The organism is Aeromonas sp. R2-4 (genome assembly GCF_040908365.1).
GTDB lineage: Bacteria > Pseudomonadota > Gammaproteobacteria > Enterobacterales > Aeromonadaceae > Aeromonas > Aeromonas veronii.
Genome location: NZ_JBFODO010000030.1, coordinates 1 through 19004 on the forward strand (window position 1 = coordinate 1; position 19004 = coordinate 19004).

Annotated in this window: 13 protein-coding genes; 5 read left to right on the top strand and 8 right to left on the bottom strand. The window is 44.0% G+C overall.

What is annotated here, in order from left to right; genetic code table 11:
* Nucleotides 1-14: 14 nt before the first annotated feature.
* The 3 genes from AB5Z05_RS13105 to AB5Z05_RS13115 all read right to left on the bottom strand — a co-directional run bounded on the left by AB5Z05_RS13105 (nt 15) and on the right by AB5Z05_RS13115 (nt 4320).
* A protein-coding gene (locus AB5Z05_RS13105; protein ID WP_197495595.1) for an IS1 family transposase occupies nt 15-709 on the bottom strand; the annotation gives its coding sequence in 2 pieces (ribosomal slippage) (nt 15-463 and nt 463-709; 696 coding nt in all).
* A gap of 310 nt (nt 710-1019) precedes the next feature.
* The gene (locus tag AB5Z05_RS13110; protein ID WP_123172654.1) at nt 1020-2345 is read right to left on the bottom strand and encodes a hypothetical protein; all 1326 of its coding nucleotides are present in this window, start codon (nt 2343-2345) and stop codon (nt 1020-1022) included.
* Between the two features lie 607 nt (nt 2346-2952).
* The gene (locus AB5Z05_RS13115; protein ID WP_164461695.1) at nt 2953-4320 is read right to left on the bottom strand and encodes a hypothetical protein; all 1368 of its coding nucleotides are present in this window, start codon (nt 4318-4320) and stop codon (nt 2953-2955) included.
* A 346-nt stretch (nt 4321-4666) separates the two neighbouring features.
* Between AB5Z05_RS13115 and AB5Z05_RS13120 the strand changes: the two genes are divergently transcribed.
* From AB5Z05_RS13120 to AB5Z05_RS13140, 5 genes are all read left to right on the top strand, one after another.
* The gene (locus AB5Z05_RS13120) at nt 4667-5500 is read left to right on the top strand and encodes a vWA domain-containing protein (RefSeq protein ID WP_123172656.1); all 834 of its coding nucleotides are present in this window, start codon (nt 4667-4669) and stop codon (nt 5498-5500) included.
* Nucleotides 5501-5502: 2 nt separating this feature from the next.
* Nucleotides 5503-6240, top strand: a complete 738-nt coding sequence (locus AB5Z05_RS13125; protein ID WP_123172657.1) for a hypothetical protein — start codon at nt 5503-5505, stop codon at nt 6238-6240.
* Nucleotides 6241-6243: 3 nt separating this feature from the next.
* Entirely contained in the window at nt 6244-7917 is a 1674-nt protein-coding gene (locus AB5Z05_RS13130) for a protein kinase family protein (RefSeq protein ID WP_123172658.1), read from the top strand.
* Between the two features lie 62 nt (nt 7918-7979).
* Nucleotides 7980-8810 carry a hypothetical protein gene (locus AB5Z05_RS13135; RefSeq protein WP_123172659.1) on the top strand — a complete coding sequence of 277 codons (831 nt, stop codon included), beginning with the start codon at nt 7980-7982 and terminating at the stop codon, nt 8808-8810.
* 72 nt (nt 8811-8882) lie between these two features.
* Nucleotides 8883-9593 (top strand): hypothetical protein, encoded by a 711-nt coding sequence (locus AB5Z05_RS13140; protein ID WP_164461696.1) that lies wholly within the window; start codon nt 8883-8885, stop codon nt 9591-9593.
* Between the two features lie 307 nt (nt 9594-9900).
* Here the strand turns inward: AB5Z05_RS13140 and AB5Z05_RS13145 are convergent, their stop codons facing one another.
* From AB5Z05_RS13145 to fdhF, 5 genes are all read right to left on the bottom strand, one after another.
* Nucleotides 9901-10320, bottom strand: a complete 420-nt coding sequence (locus AB5Z05_RS13145; protein WP_123172661.1) for a hypothetical protein — start codon at nt 10318-10320, stop codon at nt 9901-9903.
* 4 nt (nt 10321-10324) lie between these two features.
* Entirely contained in the window at nt 10325-12376 is a 2052-nt protein-coding gene (locus AB5Z05_RS13150; protein ID WP_127008739.1) for a hypothetical protein, read from the bottom strand.
* The gene (locus AB5Z05_RS13155) at nt 12373-14280 is read right to left on the bottom strand and encodes a hypothetical protein (protein WP_127008741.1); all 1908 of its coding nucleotides are present in this window, start codon (nt 14278-14280) and stop codon (nt 12373-12375) included. Before AB5Z05_RS13155 ends, AB5Z05_RS13150 begins: the two co-directional genes overlap by 4 nt.
* Nucleotides 14277-15746: a site-specific integrase gene (locus tag AB5Z05_RS13160; protein ID WP_123172663.1), complete on the bottom strand. Its 1470-nt coding sequence runs from the start codon at nt 15744-15746 to the stop codon at nt 14277-14279. The genes AB5Z05_RS13155 and AB5Z05_RS13160 overlap by 4 nt, the downstream gene beginning before the upstream one ends.
* A 299-nt stretch (nt 15747-16045) precedes the next feature.
* A partial coding sequence (gene fdhF / locus AB5Z05_RS13165) for a formate dehydrogenase subunit alpha (protein WP_368151810.1) occupies nt 16046-19004 on the bottom strand: 2959 nt, incomplete at its 5' end.

Sequence of the window (19004 nt, forward strand, 5' to 3'; positions counted from 1 at the left end):
GGTAATGACTCCAATCAGTTGAAATGGTGTCTTTCTATAAAGGCACCAATCACTTTCTCGTGGAGCTCAACGGAACGAGAGAAGCAGATGGTCTTGCGAGCCAATCGCTTGATGCGCGTTCTGAGCGTCAGGTTGTTACGCTCGATACGCTGGGTGAATATCTTCCCGGTCAGATGCATCTCGCTCGGCACCTCTCTGGCATAGCTTCCCCAGTCATCACTGGTGATAAAGCCTATCTGGAACGGAGAAAGCAGGCTCAGCAACCGACGGCATGTCTCATCGTTGCGTGGGCCAAAGGTATAGGCCACGACTCGTTTTCTCTTGGTATCAAAAGCATACCAAAGCCAATGTTGATGCTGTTTATTGCCGACATAGGCCCACTGTTCATCAAGTTCACAGATAAGCGCCACGTCATAGAGCACCACCTTCTCGGAGGTTACTTGCCTTGGGGCGAGTTTTTTAGGGTGCGTATGACGGTGTTGATGCCAATCTTGAGGACGCGAGCAGTATCACGAACACCTGAGCCGTTGAACGCCATATCAACAATCTTGTCTTTGACGCCAGGCTTGCGGGCTTCATAGGTGTAGGTGAGCTGAAACACGTGCGGACAGACGGGGCAACGATAGCGAACATGGCCAGCAGGGGTCTTACCATGGCGATATACGTGGTCAGAGTTGCAACGAGGACAGTGAACGGGGATGGATGCCATGAAGCTGTCGGTCTCAAAAGAGTTCATCATATCAACTCAACCGATCGGATGCATCACCCTTTCGTAAACCTACTAACGTAGAAATTTCTGGTTTTCTGTATCGTCAAGGATGGTGCTGAACGTTGATACGCCGAACTCTCCCGCTTGTCGCCATACACGGCAGCATGAGGCTTGATTGTTGCTGTCCCATAGAGCCCATAGAGCTTGTACGCTATGTGGCGTGCTCTTGAGATCAAGTGCTGTCAGTCAATGGTTAGATAAAAAATGGTTTTCAGGTGAGAACCACACCTACACAATCAGTATTTGAAAATCATGGAATTTTGATATATGAACTATATTTTCGCCTTAAATCATCAATATCTTTTTTTGCTTTCCTTTCTTTTTCCTCTAGTGCTTTTATCTCATTTGATTTTTCTTTCAACAACTGCTCAAACATTACTTTAGCCAGCTCTCTTGCTTTAATATCAATGATGCTTGCCAAGTCTTTTGATTTTTCTGTTAGAGCCTCTTCTCGTTCTTGCAGCGAGATGAGGCTATCATTTAAATTCTTCTGTATTAGGTCTAAGGAGGCTGAACGCCTACGTATTTCGACTTCACCAGCATCAAGCTGAGCCTCTTTAGCTTTAATTGTTCTATTTATATCATCAACCTGTGAATAAAACTCTGCCTTAAGTTCATCTAAATTAAGAAGGTCACGTAGTAAATCTTGCTTTTGATCAACTTCATCTTGTATATGATATAGACGGTCTTTCAATTCCATTTCAAAGCTTCTGTATTGATCTTCCAATAGGATTATTTTTTCCTGTGCCTCTAAAATGGACGACTCTTTTTCTTTTAACACTCTCTCCCATCTTTTTAAAATGGCGTTAGCCTTGCCTTCTGCATGCCGAGACTGTTGAATCACTCTTTGCATATCGCTTAGTTCTGATTCGCGCGTATTTTTTATCGCTTCGAATTCTGCATTAAGTTTTTTAACCTCTGTCTGGTGCTTTGAACTCAAAGATGAATACTGATGCTGTAAAGACAATAATTGTTGTCTATTATGGGAGTAAATCATTTCGGAGAAGTTGCCTACAGGGGCTACAGACACCCATTTTTTGGGGCATTTTTTTAGATAATCTCTTATCTCTTCTTTTGATATTATCTCTCCTTTCACACGAAATCCACTCAGGTCAAGTTCAATGCAGGTTGCATTCACCCTCTTTAATTCTTTAACTTTCTCTCGATCACAAAAATGCGTAACTGCAATTTCGATGAGAACCTTCTCTCCCTCGATGAACCCAATAACATCAGGTATAACTCTGCCTTCATAAACCTCACATACCATCTCATCAAAGGCTATATTTTGATGTATTGGATTTATAGTTCCAATAGGCAGTAACAACTGCCTATCCGTTGCTAAAACCTCTTTAGCTAGGATATGTATTTCCGTTTCCGGCTTCCAGGTACAGGCATTCTGTTCGACTGAATTAGGCTCATGAGAGAAATAATGGGCTTTAACTTGCCCCTTCATTGCCCAGACAGCGCCCTGACAACCTATGCATGTGCAATTGCATCCTTTGCCACTCACAACCTCTTTGACATCAACTATATGGCCGTTGTCGTCAAGGGCGCGAGTCATCAGGATTCTTGCCATCTCTATCCTACCCACAAATGGATCTATGTATAAAAGCACATCAGTTTATTCAGTTAAATTGGATGCTTTAACTACATCAGTAGTTACAACACTTTCATGAAAAATCATACACTTACATTTGATTGTTTTGAACTTCGTCAAGTTCCAATTGGATTTAGATGTATGACCACTCCCCAGGTGAGCTCATTGAGCTTTAGAGGGTGCGTAGGAGCGGGCTGGTAATCAGGGAGGGGGAATGGATGCAGTACGGTGGAAGGCTCTGATATTGATACCAAAGGAAGGGCGCACGAAAGTAGCGTAAACAAGACACCGATTTTAGGTCGGTGTCAGGTGATAACTAGATCTGTACACGCCTTTCTAGTCTCCTTATCTCTTGACTAAAAATGAACCCTGCAAGGCTATCACTAGGGGAGCCAGGTACTACGATAAATAAACCACAGTTTGGAGGGTATAACAGGCCATGTTTTTTACCTCGTTTGTATCTCCATTTTCGTTTGATATACTTCCGCACAATAACATCTACTTCTTTAGAAGTTGAATATTTCATGACTCCTCCGGCGAGGATGCATTAGTTAAATCTATAACTGTTTCTTCAAGTTTTGTTATATCACTGAAAGTGAAGGATTATCCGCTCATCATCAGAAGCAAAATCTTCTGATGCCCATACCCACTGTAATTGTCTTGTTATATCATTAGCTGCATCTTCTATGCCTTTTTTAGACCACGGTGCAGCTCGATAGCTACCATCAGGCATTAGTTCAACTAACGAAATAGTGTAACTTAGATTGTAAAAGCCAAGTTTTCTACGTTTTTCCGGAGATAATCTCCACGTGTCGTAGGTTAAATTAATTGTTCCATTATTCGGACTGACCTTCCATGAGACCCCAGGTAGTTGATGAAGATGAGTACGCAATCCCTCTGCTAGACCACTAGTAAGCTTATTAACTATCCAGGCGTGAGATCTACCACTAACTATAAACCTGTTAAATACCGAATCTTCTTGGTCAGTAAACCAACCTCCGGAATATGCAGTTCTGCTCTTAGCATTGTCCGTTATTTCAATTATTTTCAGTCTCAGATTTTTTATGTCTGATGGATACAGAACTTCATCATTTAAGGTGACGAAATTAGCCTCATCAAAAGCTATTCGGTCTAACTCAGACAACATCCATTTATCTGCTTCACTGGGTGATACCCATTTTAATCCATCAGGCTTAGGTAACGTTCTTGAAAAAATGAAAGTGGTTTTATGGAAGCCACTAATTCTGGGGTGGATAAGATCTACATGTATCCAAGGATATGTATGCTTAATGCTGATATGCATATCTTCAGTATAGTAATGACCCACCTTCTTGATGACATCCCGTACCTCCCACATAATCTCACTAAGGCCATACTCAAAACTTGTACTTATTGAATCCATTACAGTCTTACGGATAAACCAGTGACCATGTACATTTGCAGGATTTAGAATTTGCTCGCTACTCCAACCTGTAATATCTCGAAGTTTTATTAACTCGTCAGGTTGTCCAATCAATTGAGCCAGTTCTATTTGGATGCCAAGATCTCTTGCAAAATCATAGATATCTTTGTTCATATCAGGACATTGACCATTATATTTGCTTTGCCACTCAGAAAACTCATTATTAAGTGCTTGGTTATTGCCAAGTTCCAGCTGTGATTTTAGTTGCTTGACTAATTTATCTATATAATGGTAAGACTCAGGGGTGTCTTTTCCTTGTAATACCTCTACAGTTGTTTCAAGTGCTTGAGCTAGAGCATCAGCCAAAGCCTTGCTGGTATGTCCGTTCTTTTCTACTCGTTGGTAATGACCAATGAGGGTTTTTGGTGCGGCCTCTGGAGAGCGTCCCAAAATCTTGTAAGCCTTACTCATCAACATTTCTTGGGTCAGGCCTGATTCAACGCGCAGACCCTTCAGCCTTTCAGGATTGATGACAAACGATGTTCTTCCCATATGAATGAGCTCCTAAGTGACGATGCACATATCATGGCGGAAAGAATAAATGTTGTATATACATCATAAATACCACATTTATTATTTAGCGTAAGCCGAATAACAGGGTTCGCTGAGTCATACGCTTGGTCTTGAGCTTCGAGTTGCGTAGGGGACGGGAGAAAGGAAGGTTCCAGCGATAGTGACATCAGTTGCTGGGTGATGGGCGGCAAGAGTTTTAAGGTCAAGCAACGCTTGGCGGTGTTGGTTGTTGGTTGTTGGTTGAAAAATGTGACCTGAGTTAACAAATATCCTTGCTGATTATTTTATCTTATCCTTTTGATAAAACTCATCATTGAAGGATTCTATGAGCTATAGTGCCGAAATCAGCCGTACCAGTCCTACAGCATTCTTGTTTTTGGTAGACCAATCTGGGTCGATGCAAGATTCCATGACTAATGGCAAGTCCAAAGCCCAATTTGTAGCCGATGTTCTTAATCGAACTTTAGCCACTCTTATTACTCGCTGCACTAAGTCAGAAGGGACTCGTGATTACTTCGAGGTTGGTGTTTTAGGCTATAGCGGTTCTACCGCAGAAAACGGGCTTGGTGGTGCCTTATCAGGGACAATTCTTCATCCAATCTCTCAAATTGAAGCTAATCCATTGCGTGTAGAAGATCGGATTAAGCGAGTAGATGATGGTGCGGGTGGTCTAGTCGACCAAGCTATCAAATTCCCTGTATGGTTTGAGCCCAAGGCTGCGGGCGGAACGCCTATGTGTAACGCCATCACCAGTGCTGCTGAACAGTTAGTGGCTTGGTGTGATGCACACCCAGACAGCTACCCACCGACTGTTCTGCATATCACTGATGGTGAGTCTACAGATGGCGAACCTGGGAGCCTAGCACAACAACTCCAACAGATTAGTACCAACGATGGCAACGTTCTGCTATTCAATCTTCATGTGAGTTCTAGTGGTGGTGACCCCGTAAAATTCCCTATATCTGACGCTGGTCTAAGTGACAGCTATGCAAGACTCCTTTTCAGTATGTCCAGCCCTTTACCTGTACACCTTCAAAAAGTTGCAGAAGAAAAAGGGATCAAAGCAACGATGGAATCTCGTGGCTTTGTTTTCAATGGCGAGATTACTGAGGTTGTGGACTTCTTTGATATTGGCACCCGCGCCGCCCAGCTACGTTAACTATGGAATTCCACATCCTGTTTGATGGAACCGTAGCCAAGCATATTGAGCAACCAAACGATAACGAAGATGCTTACCGCATAGACCAAGAACGAGGCCGCGTGGTGCTGTCAGATGGGGCTTCTGAGTCGTTTGATGCTAAAAGCTGGGCTAATTTGCTTGTGGATGAATGTATAGATACAGCGCCTTTGGATGAGGCGCTCTCTTCATGCATCACAAAATATAACCTTCTACATGATCCGAGCACTCTGTCTTGGTCAAAGGCAGCTGCTTACGAAAGAGGCAGCTTTGCTACGATGTTGATTGTCCAAGATGACCCCATTCACGAGAACATCAACGTGTGTGCCCTGGGAGATAGTCTTGCTGTTTGGAGCGATGGTCATACCCTGTTGGATACAATACCGTATTATTGTGCAGACCAATTCACTCAAAAACCGACTCTTCTATCAACGCGCAATGAGTTAAACCCATTATTAAGCGACACTAATAGTATTTTGTTGACTCAAAAGGACTGGAGTTACAAGGACGATCAGACGAAATTGCTTCTCTGTATGACTGATGCTCTCGGGGCATGGCTACTGCATCATCAGGAGCATGGTGATAGCTCGGCTTTTGAGAGGCTTATTAGTATCAGAAGCCAACAGGAACTTCAGAAGCTTGTTGAAACAGAACGCGCAATTGGAAAACTCCGTCGAGATGATACCACTTTAATTCTCATTAGCCTGACCAGTGAAGTTTAAGCCATGGCATATCCAACCCTTGAGCAATACAACGAGGCTCTACAATCCCCACAACTCGTATTACAAGACGCAGAGTTAAAGCATGGTATATTAAAGACTACTGGCTTAGGGCTTCCTCTGGCTTTATGTGGTGGATTTGCACTCACGTATACTGTACAGGCTGGAGGTAAGAAATTTGCACTGCGTTGTTTTCACAAGGAATCACGAGAGTTAGAGAGAAGATATCAAGCTATATCCTCTCGAATTAAGCAATTGGCGAGTCCTTATTTTCTACCATTTGAATTCATCCCAGCGGGTATTCGTATTCAGGGGGTTATGTATCCCATCGTAAAGATGGCTTGGGCACAAGGACAAACATTAGCTGAATTCCTGGAGAATGAATATCGTAACCCTCAGTCTCTTCAAAGACTACGGCAAGCATTGGCTAATTTAGCAGACTTTCTAGAGAAAAATCAGATTTCTCATGGTGATATTCAGCCAGAAAATATAATGGTGAGTGCAGGTGGTAGCACGATTCAACTCATTGATTATGATGGAATGTATGTTGAAGCACTGCAATCATCTAAAGCAACTGAATTGGGACAGGTTAACTTTCAACATCCCAAGCGTACTGCTAATGATTTCAATGAAAAGCTTGACCGCTTTTCATTTTTAACGCTGGATGTCGCACTCCAAGCATTGATTGCGTCTTCTTCGATTTGGACTATTTCTCGGTCTGAACCGAGTGCAGTTGTATTTAGGCGGAATGACTTTTTAGATCCTAGCTCTTCAGTGATATTTAAAGAGGTTTTAAAAATCACTGGCGTGGGTTTACATGTCAAAAACTTAGCTAGAGTGGCACTTGGGGACTTTAATAGAGTTCCTACCCTTGTAGATTTTCTTCAGAATAAGGGGATCTACCACGAGGAAATTATATTTGGCCAAGGGGCTACCTTGGCTAAGGCAGGCTATCAAGGTGCATATGTAGTTTGTGATGCGTTGAAATATGAAAAAGTATTTGAACAGGTTGGGAGCAGAATAGAGCTCATTGGTAAAATCCATTCTGTTCGCCGTGGGTGGGGAGCGAATAGAAAACCTTATGTATTCGTGAATTTCTCTGATTGGCGTGGCAAGGCTGTCAAGTTAGCTATCTGGTCTGATGGCATGAATGCGATTGGTGCTAATGTACCTGACCAGACTTGGGTTGGTCGTTGGCTGTCCGTTACAGGCCTCGTTGATGCGCCTTATCATGGACATGCAAAATCGACTACCTACACACATATCTCAATCACTATAACTGCACCAGGTCAGATACAGCAGATACCAGAACAGGAAGCCAGATACCGTCTTCTTGGGGGGATCGCAGCTCCGGCTAGGACTGTGCCGAGTCAAAATGCAGGCATTCTCTCAACAATGACAAAAGGTACTAGAGCTTCAAATTCGCCAATTCAAATAAGGCCAACCCCCACAGCTCCCCAGAAGAGCTCAAATCAGCAGCTTCTTGAGAAGATGCGGGCTCAGCAAGTACCTCAGGTAACATACACGAGTGCGTCCCCCGTACATCTATCTTCAAACATGGGCAATTCTGCAAGGAACAACCCAATCGGTACTAATAGGAAATCATCTGGCTTAGGTTGGGGAGGATGGCTTTTTATTATAGTTGTTGGCCTTGTTATGCTAAAAGGCTGCATTAATTAAAGACACAATCACTTGTGTGGTCATCTCACTTTTATATGGTTACAATAACCTAAGGATGTAATTTGGAAAAGATACTCATCCAAAATTATAATTGGGGGCCGGAGCTGGAAGTCATTAGAACACATGAGCTATTAATAGCCATCAATAATTATGTCAATGAAAATTGTGCAGAAAATGTTGACCCACGGTTCAATATATTAACGGATAAAAATAATAATTCGTTAGATGATTTACAGAAATTTTATGCAGTATTAGCTTTTTCAAGGGGCGAATTGTTCGAAAATTGTAAAAGTCGAAACTATATCAGCTATAAAGCATCTACTATTTTTAATAATGACCGATTAACGATTCAATCTCTCAAACACGAGTATCGCTCATATCTATCCGAGTGTGTTGTTTTGTACGATAGATTAGCTTACTTTATCTCCTTTCTAGAGTTGTGTTACAAGTCAAATGGGATCTCTTTTGAGAGCGAGAAGGTAATGCTCCACACATTTTTTAACCCTTTATTATTTGATATTAGGAATGAGAACGCACATCATCGTTATGTTGTTAGAACCGAATATTTAGAGGTGGAGTATCTTGAGAATTTAATTCATGACATGAACTATAATGGTGACACATTACAGAATACAATAGAACAATACGTGGAAAAGCTTGGGCGCTTGATAGAAAAAGATCTGGATTGGTTTGAGTACACGTCTAAAGAGTTTGCTGGTTTTTTTATAAGGTTTTTAAACTGTATATCTACAAAGATTCTGAATAATGGTTTATTACATGAGCCGAAGGAACTACCTAGTGATCTAGTGCTTAATAAAAAAATCACACCAAATTTCAGACGAAAAATACATCATAAAAAACTATTCAATGAGAGCAATTATACAGATTCTTGATCGTTTAATAGGCTGTTGATAGCTAGAAGTCTCCGAGCTTTTGAGGTTTTAATGTTCCTAGATGGGCAAAGAATGAAAAGTTATTCAGATATCATAAGTGATTTTAATAGTACGTTTTCTACCAATGCTAGCCTGTGTGAAGATTTAAAGGTTGGGTGGGATCTGGGAGATTGTAGGTCTTTTGCTTTATACCAGTTAGTCGAAGACCAACGCAGTGCCCCCTTTGGTACGGTTCTATACCACCATATCGGCAGCTACAACACTGGTGAGGTATACGAAGCAGAGGGGACAGCAGGCTTCAGTCTCTGCTCACGACTCGATAGTATTGAAAAATTTTTCCCTTTGTCTTCAAACAAGGCGACTCGAAATTTAGAGATTGGGTATCGGTCACCCTGGCTTGGCGGTAGTTGTGCATTTTCCTCTATTCCGTTTAAGCGGTGGTGGGTTGATTCATTTAAAACATTGTGTGCAAATGTTCCTGCCCAGGCTGAGCTGGTTAACTCATTCTTGACGCGAGAGATAGAGGTTCTTGCAGAGGCTGCCAGGAATAAAGGCCATAGAAGTGGCTGGGTTTACAATAGGTTCGTTGATAAACTTGAGTATCTCTCGATGCGAGTGAATCATGAATTTCTTGACTCAACACAATATTTATTTAAGCCTGTGCTTTTTTTTAATGAGTTTTCCCATAACTTGGTTAGTTTGAATGAGCAGGAGAAAAGAGAGTTAATGAACAAGGCTAGAATAGATAGCCATTTTGATGACCCACTTAAGAAGTGGTGGTAATCAGCTGATGGCAGTCAGCAGTTCTACGCAATCATCAGACTTATGTAAGCAACCGCTGGCTCGACAGTTTGCTCGGTTACAAAGGGGTATTGATTACTTCCTAACCAGGCGAGCTCATTGAACTTTAGAGGATGCGTAGGAGCGGACTGACCATGATGCTGGATGATTGAAGGGCTGTCCCCTACAGCACGTTGAATAGGCTCTAAAAGGCAGTATGCCCAAACGTAGCCAAAACAAGACACGGGTTTGAGATCGGTGTCAGGTGATAACTCGATCTGTACTGATCTTGTATCTGTCATGTTTGTATTCAATATTGCAATATATTGGTATTTAGATCTTTTTTTAACTCTTCAATTTTTTCTTCAAGTTTTTGTAACTGGCGAACCAATAGTAATTCTCTGCCTAATGCGGCATCTAACTGCATTTTTAGTGACTTTATCTCTTCCTCACCTAAATCTTTAGCTAATTTAATACTTTCAAGTTCTCGCTTTTTTATTGTTCTAGGAGACTCTATTTCATTTTTGTATGCGTTGATGAGTGTGATTAATGGTTGATGTTTTTCTCTTTTCGGTTTTAAGTACCCTGCATCTAAACCTGCTTCTTGTGATACAACAGAGAGGGTAATTGCTGATGGAGCTAAGTTTTTGTACTTCGCCAGTTCAGGCTTACCCTCTTTTAATCGTTGGAAGGCCGCATAACACTTTTCCAGTCCATTATTGCTCTTCATAACTTTAATCCTTGTTCATTTGATATTTCTTAAATTTATTAAGACTGTCTAATTCAGCCTCTAATACCTGATATTCACCATCTTTTGGTGCATAGAATTGCATTGCCTTTTGAATTTCAAGGATTTGTTTTTCTACTTTATCCCGTTTTATTACAGCACAATCCGAGCTTAAACAATCAGTAAACTCACCTAGGATACGGCAATCGCAACCATTGATGTTAGTGCAACCCCCCAACAGAGTTTTGTTATATACGATTTCGCCATTTTTAATTTTTTCCTCTGTTGTCGCTCTAAACTCAACAATACTGACCTCACCATCAAAAATTCGTTCTGCTTGTCTCGACATATAGCTACCTGATTTACCAAATAGTGGCTCATCCTCTAGTAGGTCATTAATAAATTGTTCCGCAACATCCATGGTGAAGGCTGCTTGGCAATCGAAAATAACGTGTGTTTCAGGAAGCATCCATTTTCCTGTTTGTGCATCATAGTGCCCGAAGATCGAAACGATATTCTGATGGTTTCGACTGTAGTATTTAGTTATTTCGGCTGTTAGATGTTTGTACTGACGCTTCAATGTGGGGATAGAGACAAAACCCGAGCTACATGCATAAAATGCTAGAGATCGGCGGAGTTGATGGCTAGTCAATGGCCATACACCACCAATTTTGAACTTTAATTCTCCATTACCGTCTCTTTCATTTTCGAAGTCGCGGGAAGGATCGCTCGCTTTCAACAGTTCCATATCTTTTTCGGTTATCACCGCATCTAGAAACCACTGGGGTAGTCCCAGGTTCTTGATTTTACCGAATAGTGCATGCTTGCCCTCGTTATTAATTTCATTAACCGGTGCTATTAAAATGCCTGCGCTTAAAAATAGAGGCGTTTCACTTGTACAGGCAATTTCTGACCCGAAACATAGCCCTTTAGCAATGCGTTGTAATACTTCAATGGCTTTAACGATAATATCTGGTGCATACCAAGCATCTTCTTTTCTGTAACCAGTGTATTTTGTTGTGGTGGAAATAAGTTTTATCATTCTTGCTGGCACAACAACTTTTCCACTATTGTCTTTTTCTTCTTTATGTATATCAATAGTGGATATGCAATTCAATGGTAGACGCATAACCTCCTGATGACGCATGCCAGTATATAGGTGAATTGCAGTTTTTAATGTAAATTGTATCTGTTTAATGCTGCTTAATAACTCATGCACTGTTGTAACATTTGGAAAAATACTGTTTAGGTCATATGCCCTAATCGCTTCTTGCATTGTTGGCTGGCATTTAACTTTGGTCTTTTTCTGAGACGAGTGTGTTAGGCCATAACCTTTCTCCGAAAACCTAACTAAAAATGCAGTTATTTTTGATGTTCCAGAATGTAATCTCTCCATCTCATCCGTGAGTGCATTTACAAGGTGAAGGTATAAAGAAACGGGTATCACAGGGTGTTGCTTTTCCTTATTTTTGTTGCGAGATAGTTTTACACAACAAACAGTATAGCCAATTTTATCCTTCCCCAAATCAACCAGTTTTGAAATGAGGCTATTTAAAGATTTTTTACTTCTGTCTTTACTATGAGCAAGTGCTTGTATATTTGCTTTGTTTTCTAGCACGTCGCGAATATAAATTAGTCGGTTGTTGAATGGGTTGTTGCTAAGTTTTGAGGCTAGGTCTGTAATATTATGTATAACACGAAAATACTCATATAAGGTTGAAGTGGATAACCGACCCAGCCGCCCAGAACCTGACTTGTAAATTAGACAAAACATAAGCCATTTGACTTCTTTTCTTAGTTGTAACGAGTGTTCCTCGTTCACACCACAAATCGATTTAAAATCTAGGTTAGAGGCTGAACTTCCAAGGGGTGCGTAAGGAGTAAAATTCCAAATATCATTGCCATATATCGCGGTTGGGTTTCCCTTTGAATCCTTGCATAGAACAAAATTATCCGATGGAGGTGTTGTGTCTAATTCTCCAGAAAATTCGTCTGGCCTGTATATATTGGAGTTTGAGTGGCTTTGGGAGTTATACAATTTGTTGGTAATAACATTCATAATATCATTCCCATTTCAGCATAACGTTCTAGCCTAAAAGACCAAAATGTTGTTAAATCACCATACTCAAAAACATCAACATACAGTTTATCTATAAGCATTTTTGTTTTAACAGAGTAATTTTGCAAACGCTCTATTAGATAATCAATACGTACACAAAGCACCCTAAGAAGTTTTTCTGTTCTTTGAGTGTCAGTTGACATTTTCAATACCTGTTCTATGACGTATCGCACGCTTAATATTTTGTGTATATCATCACGATCTGCATGAATTATGTATTTGGAACAAAATAAACAACCGAATTGTTTTTTACAGTCTGGTTCAATTGGTGTGTATTCCTGTATTTTTTCTGGATTCCCTTTATTAGAGCAGTGGCCGGTAGAGATTGATATATCACTCCCTATTTTATCTTCTGTGATTTTAATTTCTTTGGCTGCTTTCTTTATTGCTGACCATAGTGTACCTAGTTCTTTTTTGCTGGTATCTGGTGACGATGGTGTATATGATTTTTGGTTTGTTTTTTCATCATGATTTAGGGCCTTGGCGGTTATTTTTGTTCCATGTTTCTCTTCATGATAGTGAACGCTTTTAAATTTCCTTACCTTACGACTACGTAAAATTGAAGCTTTTTTATAAAAGAAGAATTTTCTTGCTCGTGTCACTAAGCCTGCTATGTTTGCCTCTGTATATTGAACATATTCACCATTGTTATTTATTCTAAAGAATAGATATTTAAACTCTTTTCCCTGTAAAATATATTCGCGAAATGTCAGGTAGTCTTTTAAAATCCTTAAGCCATGTTGGGAGCCAAGGCTGTATTCTACAGTCTTACCACCTGCTCTAAATTTCACAGCTCTAAAGCTATTGTTAGTAATATGACGTTCAATATTAAGAGTGTTTTCATAAATAATTTTCCTAGCTTCAGTACCATAGGATCCAGTCATTAGCATAAAAACTTGCATATATGCATTTAAAGCCATTGCTGCATCTGCTATCCGATAAGGGCTATTTAAGCCAAGACTATTATGTTTTTCTATGCATTTTTGTGACCTCTTTATATCCTGAGAGTTCTTAAATTTGGTTCTATGGTTAATATTACTTAGTTCATCTGCGGTAGATAATCTACCCTCCTTATAGTTATACATGTCTGCATAAGTGGTTGTAAATGGTGTTTTAATGCTGCGGTTTGATGGGAAGACATAAGTATGATAGTTAGGCATTTTCAGTAACCAAGGATACGGTTGCATTTCTAAAACAGCAGAGCCATATCCTTTAGCGATAGCTAGAAATACTTCAGCGTTGTGTTGTACTAACGACTTTTCTGGTGCATCTTCATCTTGAGTTTCAAAGGTGATAGTTATAATGCCAGAGGTGATATGTTTACTTTCTTCCTCCCCAAAATGGATTGTGGCCATGTCTTTCATGGCTCTCTGCCTAGGGCAAGCAGTAATGGGTTGTATTTTTCTATGGTAAATTTGGTCGTTTAGATGATTTGTAAACGCAATATATGCTAAACGAAATGCCCCTGGTGTTTTAAATAGATCTGCGTAGTTGTTACTGTCAGTCCAGTTTAGAATGGTTCGAATATACTTTAGAAAAGTTAAAATGGATGTATCTTCCCATTTTTGAGTTACTATATGATCGTACAGCAAAGTTAAAAAGTATTGTCGCTCTTTTTGTAAACTATCAATGCAAACTGGTTGTATATTTTTTTGAGGCTTATATTTCATACCTCTAACACTGTATGCAATTATGCCAATATCAAATGAATTTTTGAGTATAGATTTTGGTAACAAAAGGCAAACTTTTTCAGGTGCATCTTCATACGTAAGTAGTTGGCTCGTTTCGAGATCGATAGTTTCTCTTGTGATCATGTCAGGATGTCTTATCTGATCCATTTTCATTTGACCTCATCGGATATATCTTTGTTCTGCAATACATCACCGAAAAGGACATTTTCAAATGTCTCTTGAGCCTCTAGTAGTTCACTGGTTTGGCTGAATAACTTTAAATAATTCTCAGTAGTAGATTGATGCGCATGATGCAGACGATAGCGTATATGGTTGAGCTCTGTCCCTGCCAGCATCTTTTTTTCTGAAATCAGTTTTTGGCATCCTTTATATAAAAGTAGGGCGAATGTTGCTCTGAGCCAATGAAATGAAAAGTCGGGTGATATTTTATTTCCTGTAATCCGCAGTAATTTGTATTTCAAATTCCTTGTTACTTGGCCGAGTGCTGGCGATAGTGTCATTTTGTAGCGTGGATCTAAATGCGACATATATCGACAGTCTCCTGTCGGACTTAAAAACAGATACATATCATCATCGTTAAAAATATCACCGAATTTTTGTTTGAATTTTTCTCTGCGTTCAGTGGCTTTTTTCGAGAATGCCCATGTTTTTATTTTTTCGCCCAACCAGGCAGGCACATGCAAAATGTGAGGTTTATCATATTTTGTATCGCAACCATTTTGGCTATTCGCAAATAGTTTGTAACTCATTTTCTTTTGGCTTAAATACTGATCCTCAAAAAATTTCAAATGCCTCATTCGCATAGTGAGAATGGTCTGCTTTCTCTCCCCTGTGCATAATGCAAGATAAACTATTAACTTCTCATCTATTTCGAATTCACCAGTCTGTAGTGCATCTAATAGCGCATCCAGTTCTTTTTGAAACAGGGGGCGTAAATCCTCTCCTTCATCTCTGACATAGCCAATGCTAACAGGTGCTGGCTCTGCTGTTCTGACAGTTTGAGAGCGCTTTTCACCATCGATGCGATAAAGATTTCCAGAGGCGGTTTGTTTAAAAACAGTAAAGCTGGTTAGTTTTTCTACTCTTTCAAGATCTAAATCAATATTCGGCTGCGTTGCAGCAAACTTATAAAATTGATATACAGCACCTGTTTTTGCATTTAATAATCCAGGTCTTGGTTTCTCCACATGCATCAGATGTGAATAGTACCGCCATGTAGGTCGTTTGGATTTTAATGAGTGTTTGAAATCGAAGAGATCAATTGGTGCCTGTTCGTTGTTATTTCCCCTTGCGCTTTCGCAAAAAATCTTATAATCGAGCAGGAGGGAAGCCTTTTTACGTATGTCCCTTGTATCTTTGTAATTATCTCTATTGTCGATTGCTATTTTAAGTAGAAAAAGATTGGCTAAATACCACGGTGTTCCATCGGCCTCTAGTAATATTGGAAATAGATAAACGCTATCATCTGAGTCAGATGAGTTATTGAGATCTGTTATATAGTAGTCACCATTTGTAATAGGTTGAGAATGATTATTGATAGGGTAGGTGGACAGATATGCATCCGTATTAGGCAAATGATGTATTAGAACAATCCGTTGTGCCTTTGTTAGTTGCATCATGTCATCCTTGCAATCACCACTCTGACTCAAAGGGTAGTTCGCTTGGAGAGTTTGTCAAACTCACAATCTTACACTTCAATTGTCTATTGGAGATCTTAACTACTAGCGAAGGTCAGGAGTTCGATTCCCCTTATCGGCACCATATAAAACAAAGGGCTAGCTTCTTATCGAAGCTAACCCTTTGTGCTTTCTGGCTGGTGACCCTTCTCATCCCCCTCTTTTGCTATCGCAACCCCAAAGGGGAAGGGGCAGCGGTCCAACCCTCCCGGCAGGCGGCTACGCAGGTTTTGCTATTCCCCTCAGGCAACCTCGATGTCTGGCTTGGCTGGCTCCTTCTGCATGGATAGCACTCCAGTTTGCGACGGGGATTCCAGCTTGTCGATGCGCACCGCCGCCACCTTGAACTCGGGGATCTTGGCGTGGGGGTCGGTGGCATTGATGGTGAGCCGGTTGGCCGGGGCTTCGGCAAAGTGGAACGGGATAAAGACCACGCCCGGTTGCATCCGTTTGGTCACGAAGGCGGGCAGTTCGATATGGCCGCGGCGACTGGTGACTTTCACCCGCTCGCTGTTGCTGATGCCCAACCGCTGTGCATCCACTACGCTCATCATCACCCGCGGCCCGGCCAGCTTGTCGAGCCCCTTGGTCTTGCGGGTCATGGTACCGGTGTGGAACTGCTCCAGCAGGCGGCCGGTGGTGAGCACGATGGGATAGGTCTCATCGGGCAGTTCGGCTGCATAGCGGAACGGGGTGGCAACCATCTCCCCCTTGCCACGGGTGAACTGCTTGCTGTGGAGCAGGCGAGTGCCTTCGGGCGTCGCGTCGTTGCAGGGCCACTGTAGCCCTTGTACACCCACCTTATCCCACTGGATGCCGGCGTATTGCGGGGTGACCCGGCAGATCTCGGCGGTGATCTCTTGGGCGTTCTGATAGCGCCAGTCGCCGCCCATGGCGTTGGCGATCTGCTGGATGATCCACCAATCCTCCCGCGCCTCACCCGGTGCCTTGAGGGCGGGGGAGATGCGCTGTACCCGCCGCTCGGTATTGGTGAAGTGGCCGCTCTTCTCGGCAAAGGAGCAGGAGGGGAGCACCACATCGGCCAGCTGGGCAGTTTCGGAGAGGAAGATATCCTGCACCACCAGAAACTCCAGCTGCTTGAGCCCCTCGATGACGTGGTGCTGATCCGGATCGCTCAGCACCGGATTCTCCCCCATCACATAGAGCCCCTTGAGGCTGCCCGCGCAGGCGGCATCGATGGTCTCGGTAAGGGTGAGGCCGGGCGTGCGCGGTAAGTCCGGTTGCTGCCAGGCGGTGGCGAAGCGGGCATGCCCCTCGGGGTTGGCCACCTTCTGATAGCCGGGCAGGCAGTTGGGCAGCGCCCCCATGTCACAGGCGCCCTGCACGTTGGATTGGCCCCGCAGCGGGTTGATGCCACCCCCTTCGATGCCGATGTTGCCGCACAGCAGTTGCAGGTTGGCGATGGCGCGCACGTTGTCGTGGCCGGTGGTGTGCTGAGTGATCCCCATGGAGTAGTAGACGGCGGTGCGCTCGGCGGTGCCGATAAGGCGCGCGAGCTCGATCACCTGCTTGGCCGGTACGCCGGTGACCAGAGCCACCTTGTCTGGGGCATAGGCCGGGGAGAGCACCTCCGCTTGCAGCGCCTCGAATCCTTCTACTCGTGCGGCGATATAGGCTTTGTCGTGCCAGCCGTGCTGGATGAGCTGCTGCATCAGGCCGTTGAGCAGCATTACGTCGGTGCCGGGGCGGTGGGCCAGATAGAGGCTGGCATGGTCGGCCATCTCGATCCGTTTCGGATCGGCCACCACCAGCCGCGCCTTGCCCGTGGTGACTGCCCGCTTGATATGGGAGCCGATGATGGGGTGAGCCGCCGAGGTGTCGGAGCCGATGATGAAGATAAGATCCGAGTGATCAATGCTCGGGATGTCGTTGGTCATGGCGCCGCTGCCGAGCGATGCCTCCAGCCCGGTGACGGTGGAGGCGTGGCAGAGCCGCGCGCAGTGATCCACGTTGTTGGTGCCCAGCTCCCGGCGCATGAACTTCTGGAACAGGTAGTTCTCTTCGTTGGTGGTTTTGGCCGACGAGAAGCCCGCCAGTGAATCGCTGCCATAGCGCTGGCGCAGGGCGGTGAAGCGCTCGGCCACCAGAGTGATGGCCTCCTGCCAGCTGGCGGGCACCAGCTTGCCATCCTTGCGGACAAGCGGTGTGGTGAGGCGCTCCTCGCTCTGGATAAAGTCAAAGCCGAAGCGTCCCTTGACGCAGAGCAGCCCCTGGTTGACCGGTGAGTTGCGGTTCCCCTCCACATAGCGGATGCGGTTGCGCGCCTCATCGACATAGAGGGTGACGCCGCAGCCGACCCCGCAGTAGGTGCAGATGGTATTGACCGGCGTGAGCAGCTCGGTGCGCCCCTGCGACTTGTCGCGGGCATCCACCAGAGCGCCGGTGGGGCAGACCTGTACGCAGGCGCCGCACTGCACGCAGTGGGAGTCGCCCATCGAGAGTCCCGTGTCGAACTGCGGCCGGTTCGAGAGGGTGCCATCGCTGTTCTTGGCAAAGCGCAGCACTCCCTGCACCGCTTGCTCACCACAGGTCTGCACGCACTGGCCGCAGCCAATGCAGCGGTTGGCATCGAACACGATAAATTCGCTGCTGTTATCCACCACAAACTTCTGGCACTGGCTGGTATCGAGAGCGCTCTGCTCGACCTCGTATTCGGTGGCATAGTCGCGCAGCGCGCAATCGGTGTTGGCCTGACAGCCACACTCGAGGCAGCGGCTGGCTTCGCTGCGGGCATCGGCATCACTCAAACCACGCTCCACCTCGGCAAAGCTGCCCTCGCGATCCTGCTCTGCCAGATGGGGCATGATGGTGCGGGCGACTTTTTTCAGGTGAGCAAACTGGGCGGGATCGACCTGCTTGAGTGTGGGGGCCTTGCAGGCGTTGAAGGGCCGCACCGGGTCGATCATGTCACCGTGGAGGAACTGATCGATGGCCAGCGCGGCCTTGCGACCATCGGCGACCGCCTCGATGGCGGTGGCGGGCCCGCGGCGCAGATCGCCGATGGCAAACAGGTTGCCGTGGCCGCTGTGCATGGTCTCGGGGTGGGACTCTAAAGTCTGCCAGCGGGTGAAGGGGAGGGTGAGGGATTCCCCTTCCATAAAGCTGAGATCCGGCTGCTGCGACACTGCCGCAATCACGGTATCAAACTCTTCAATGAGGTACTCGCCGGTGGGCTCCGGG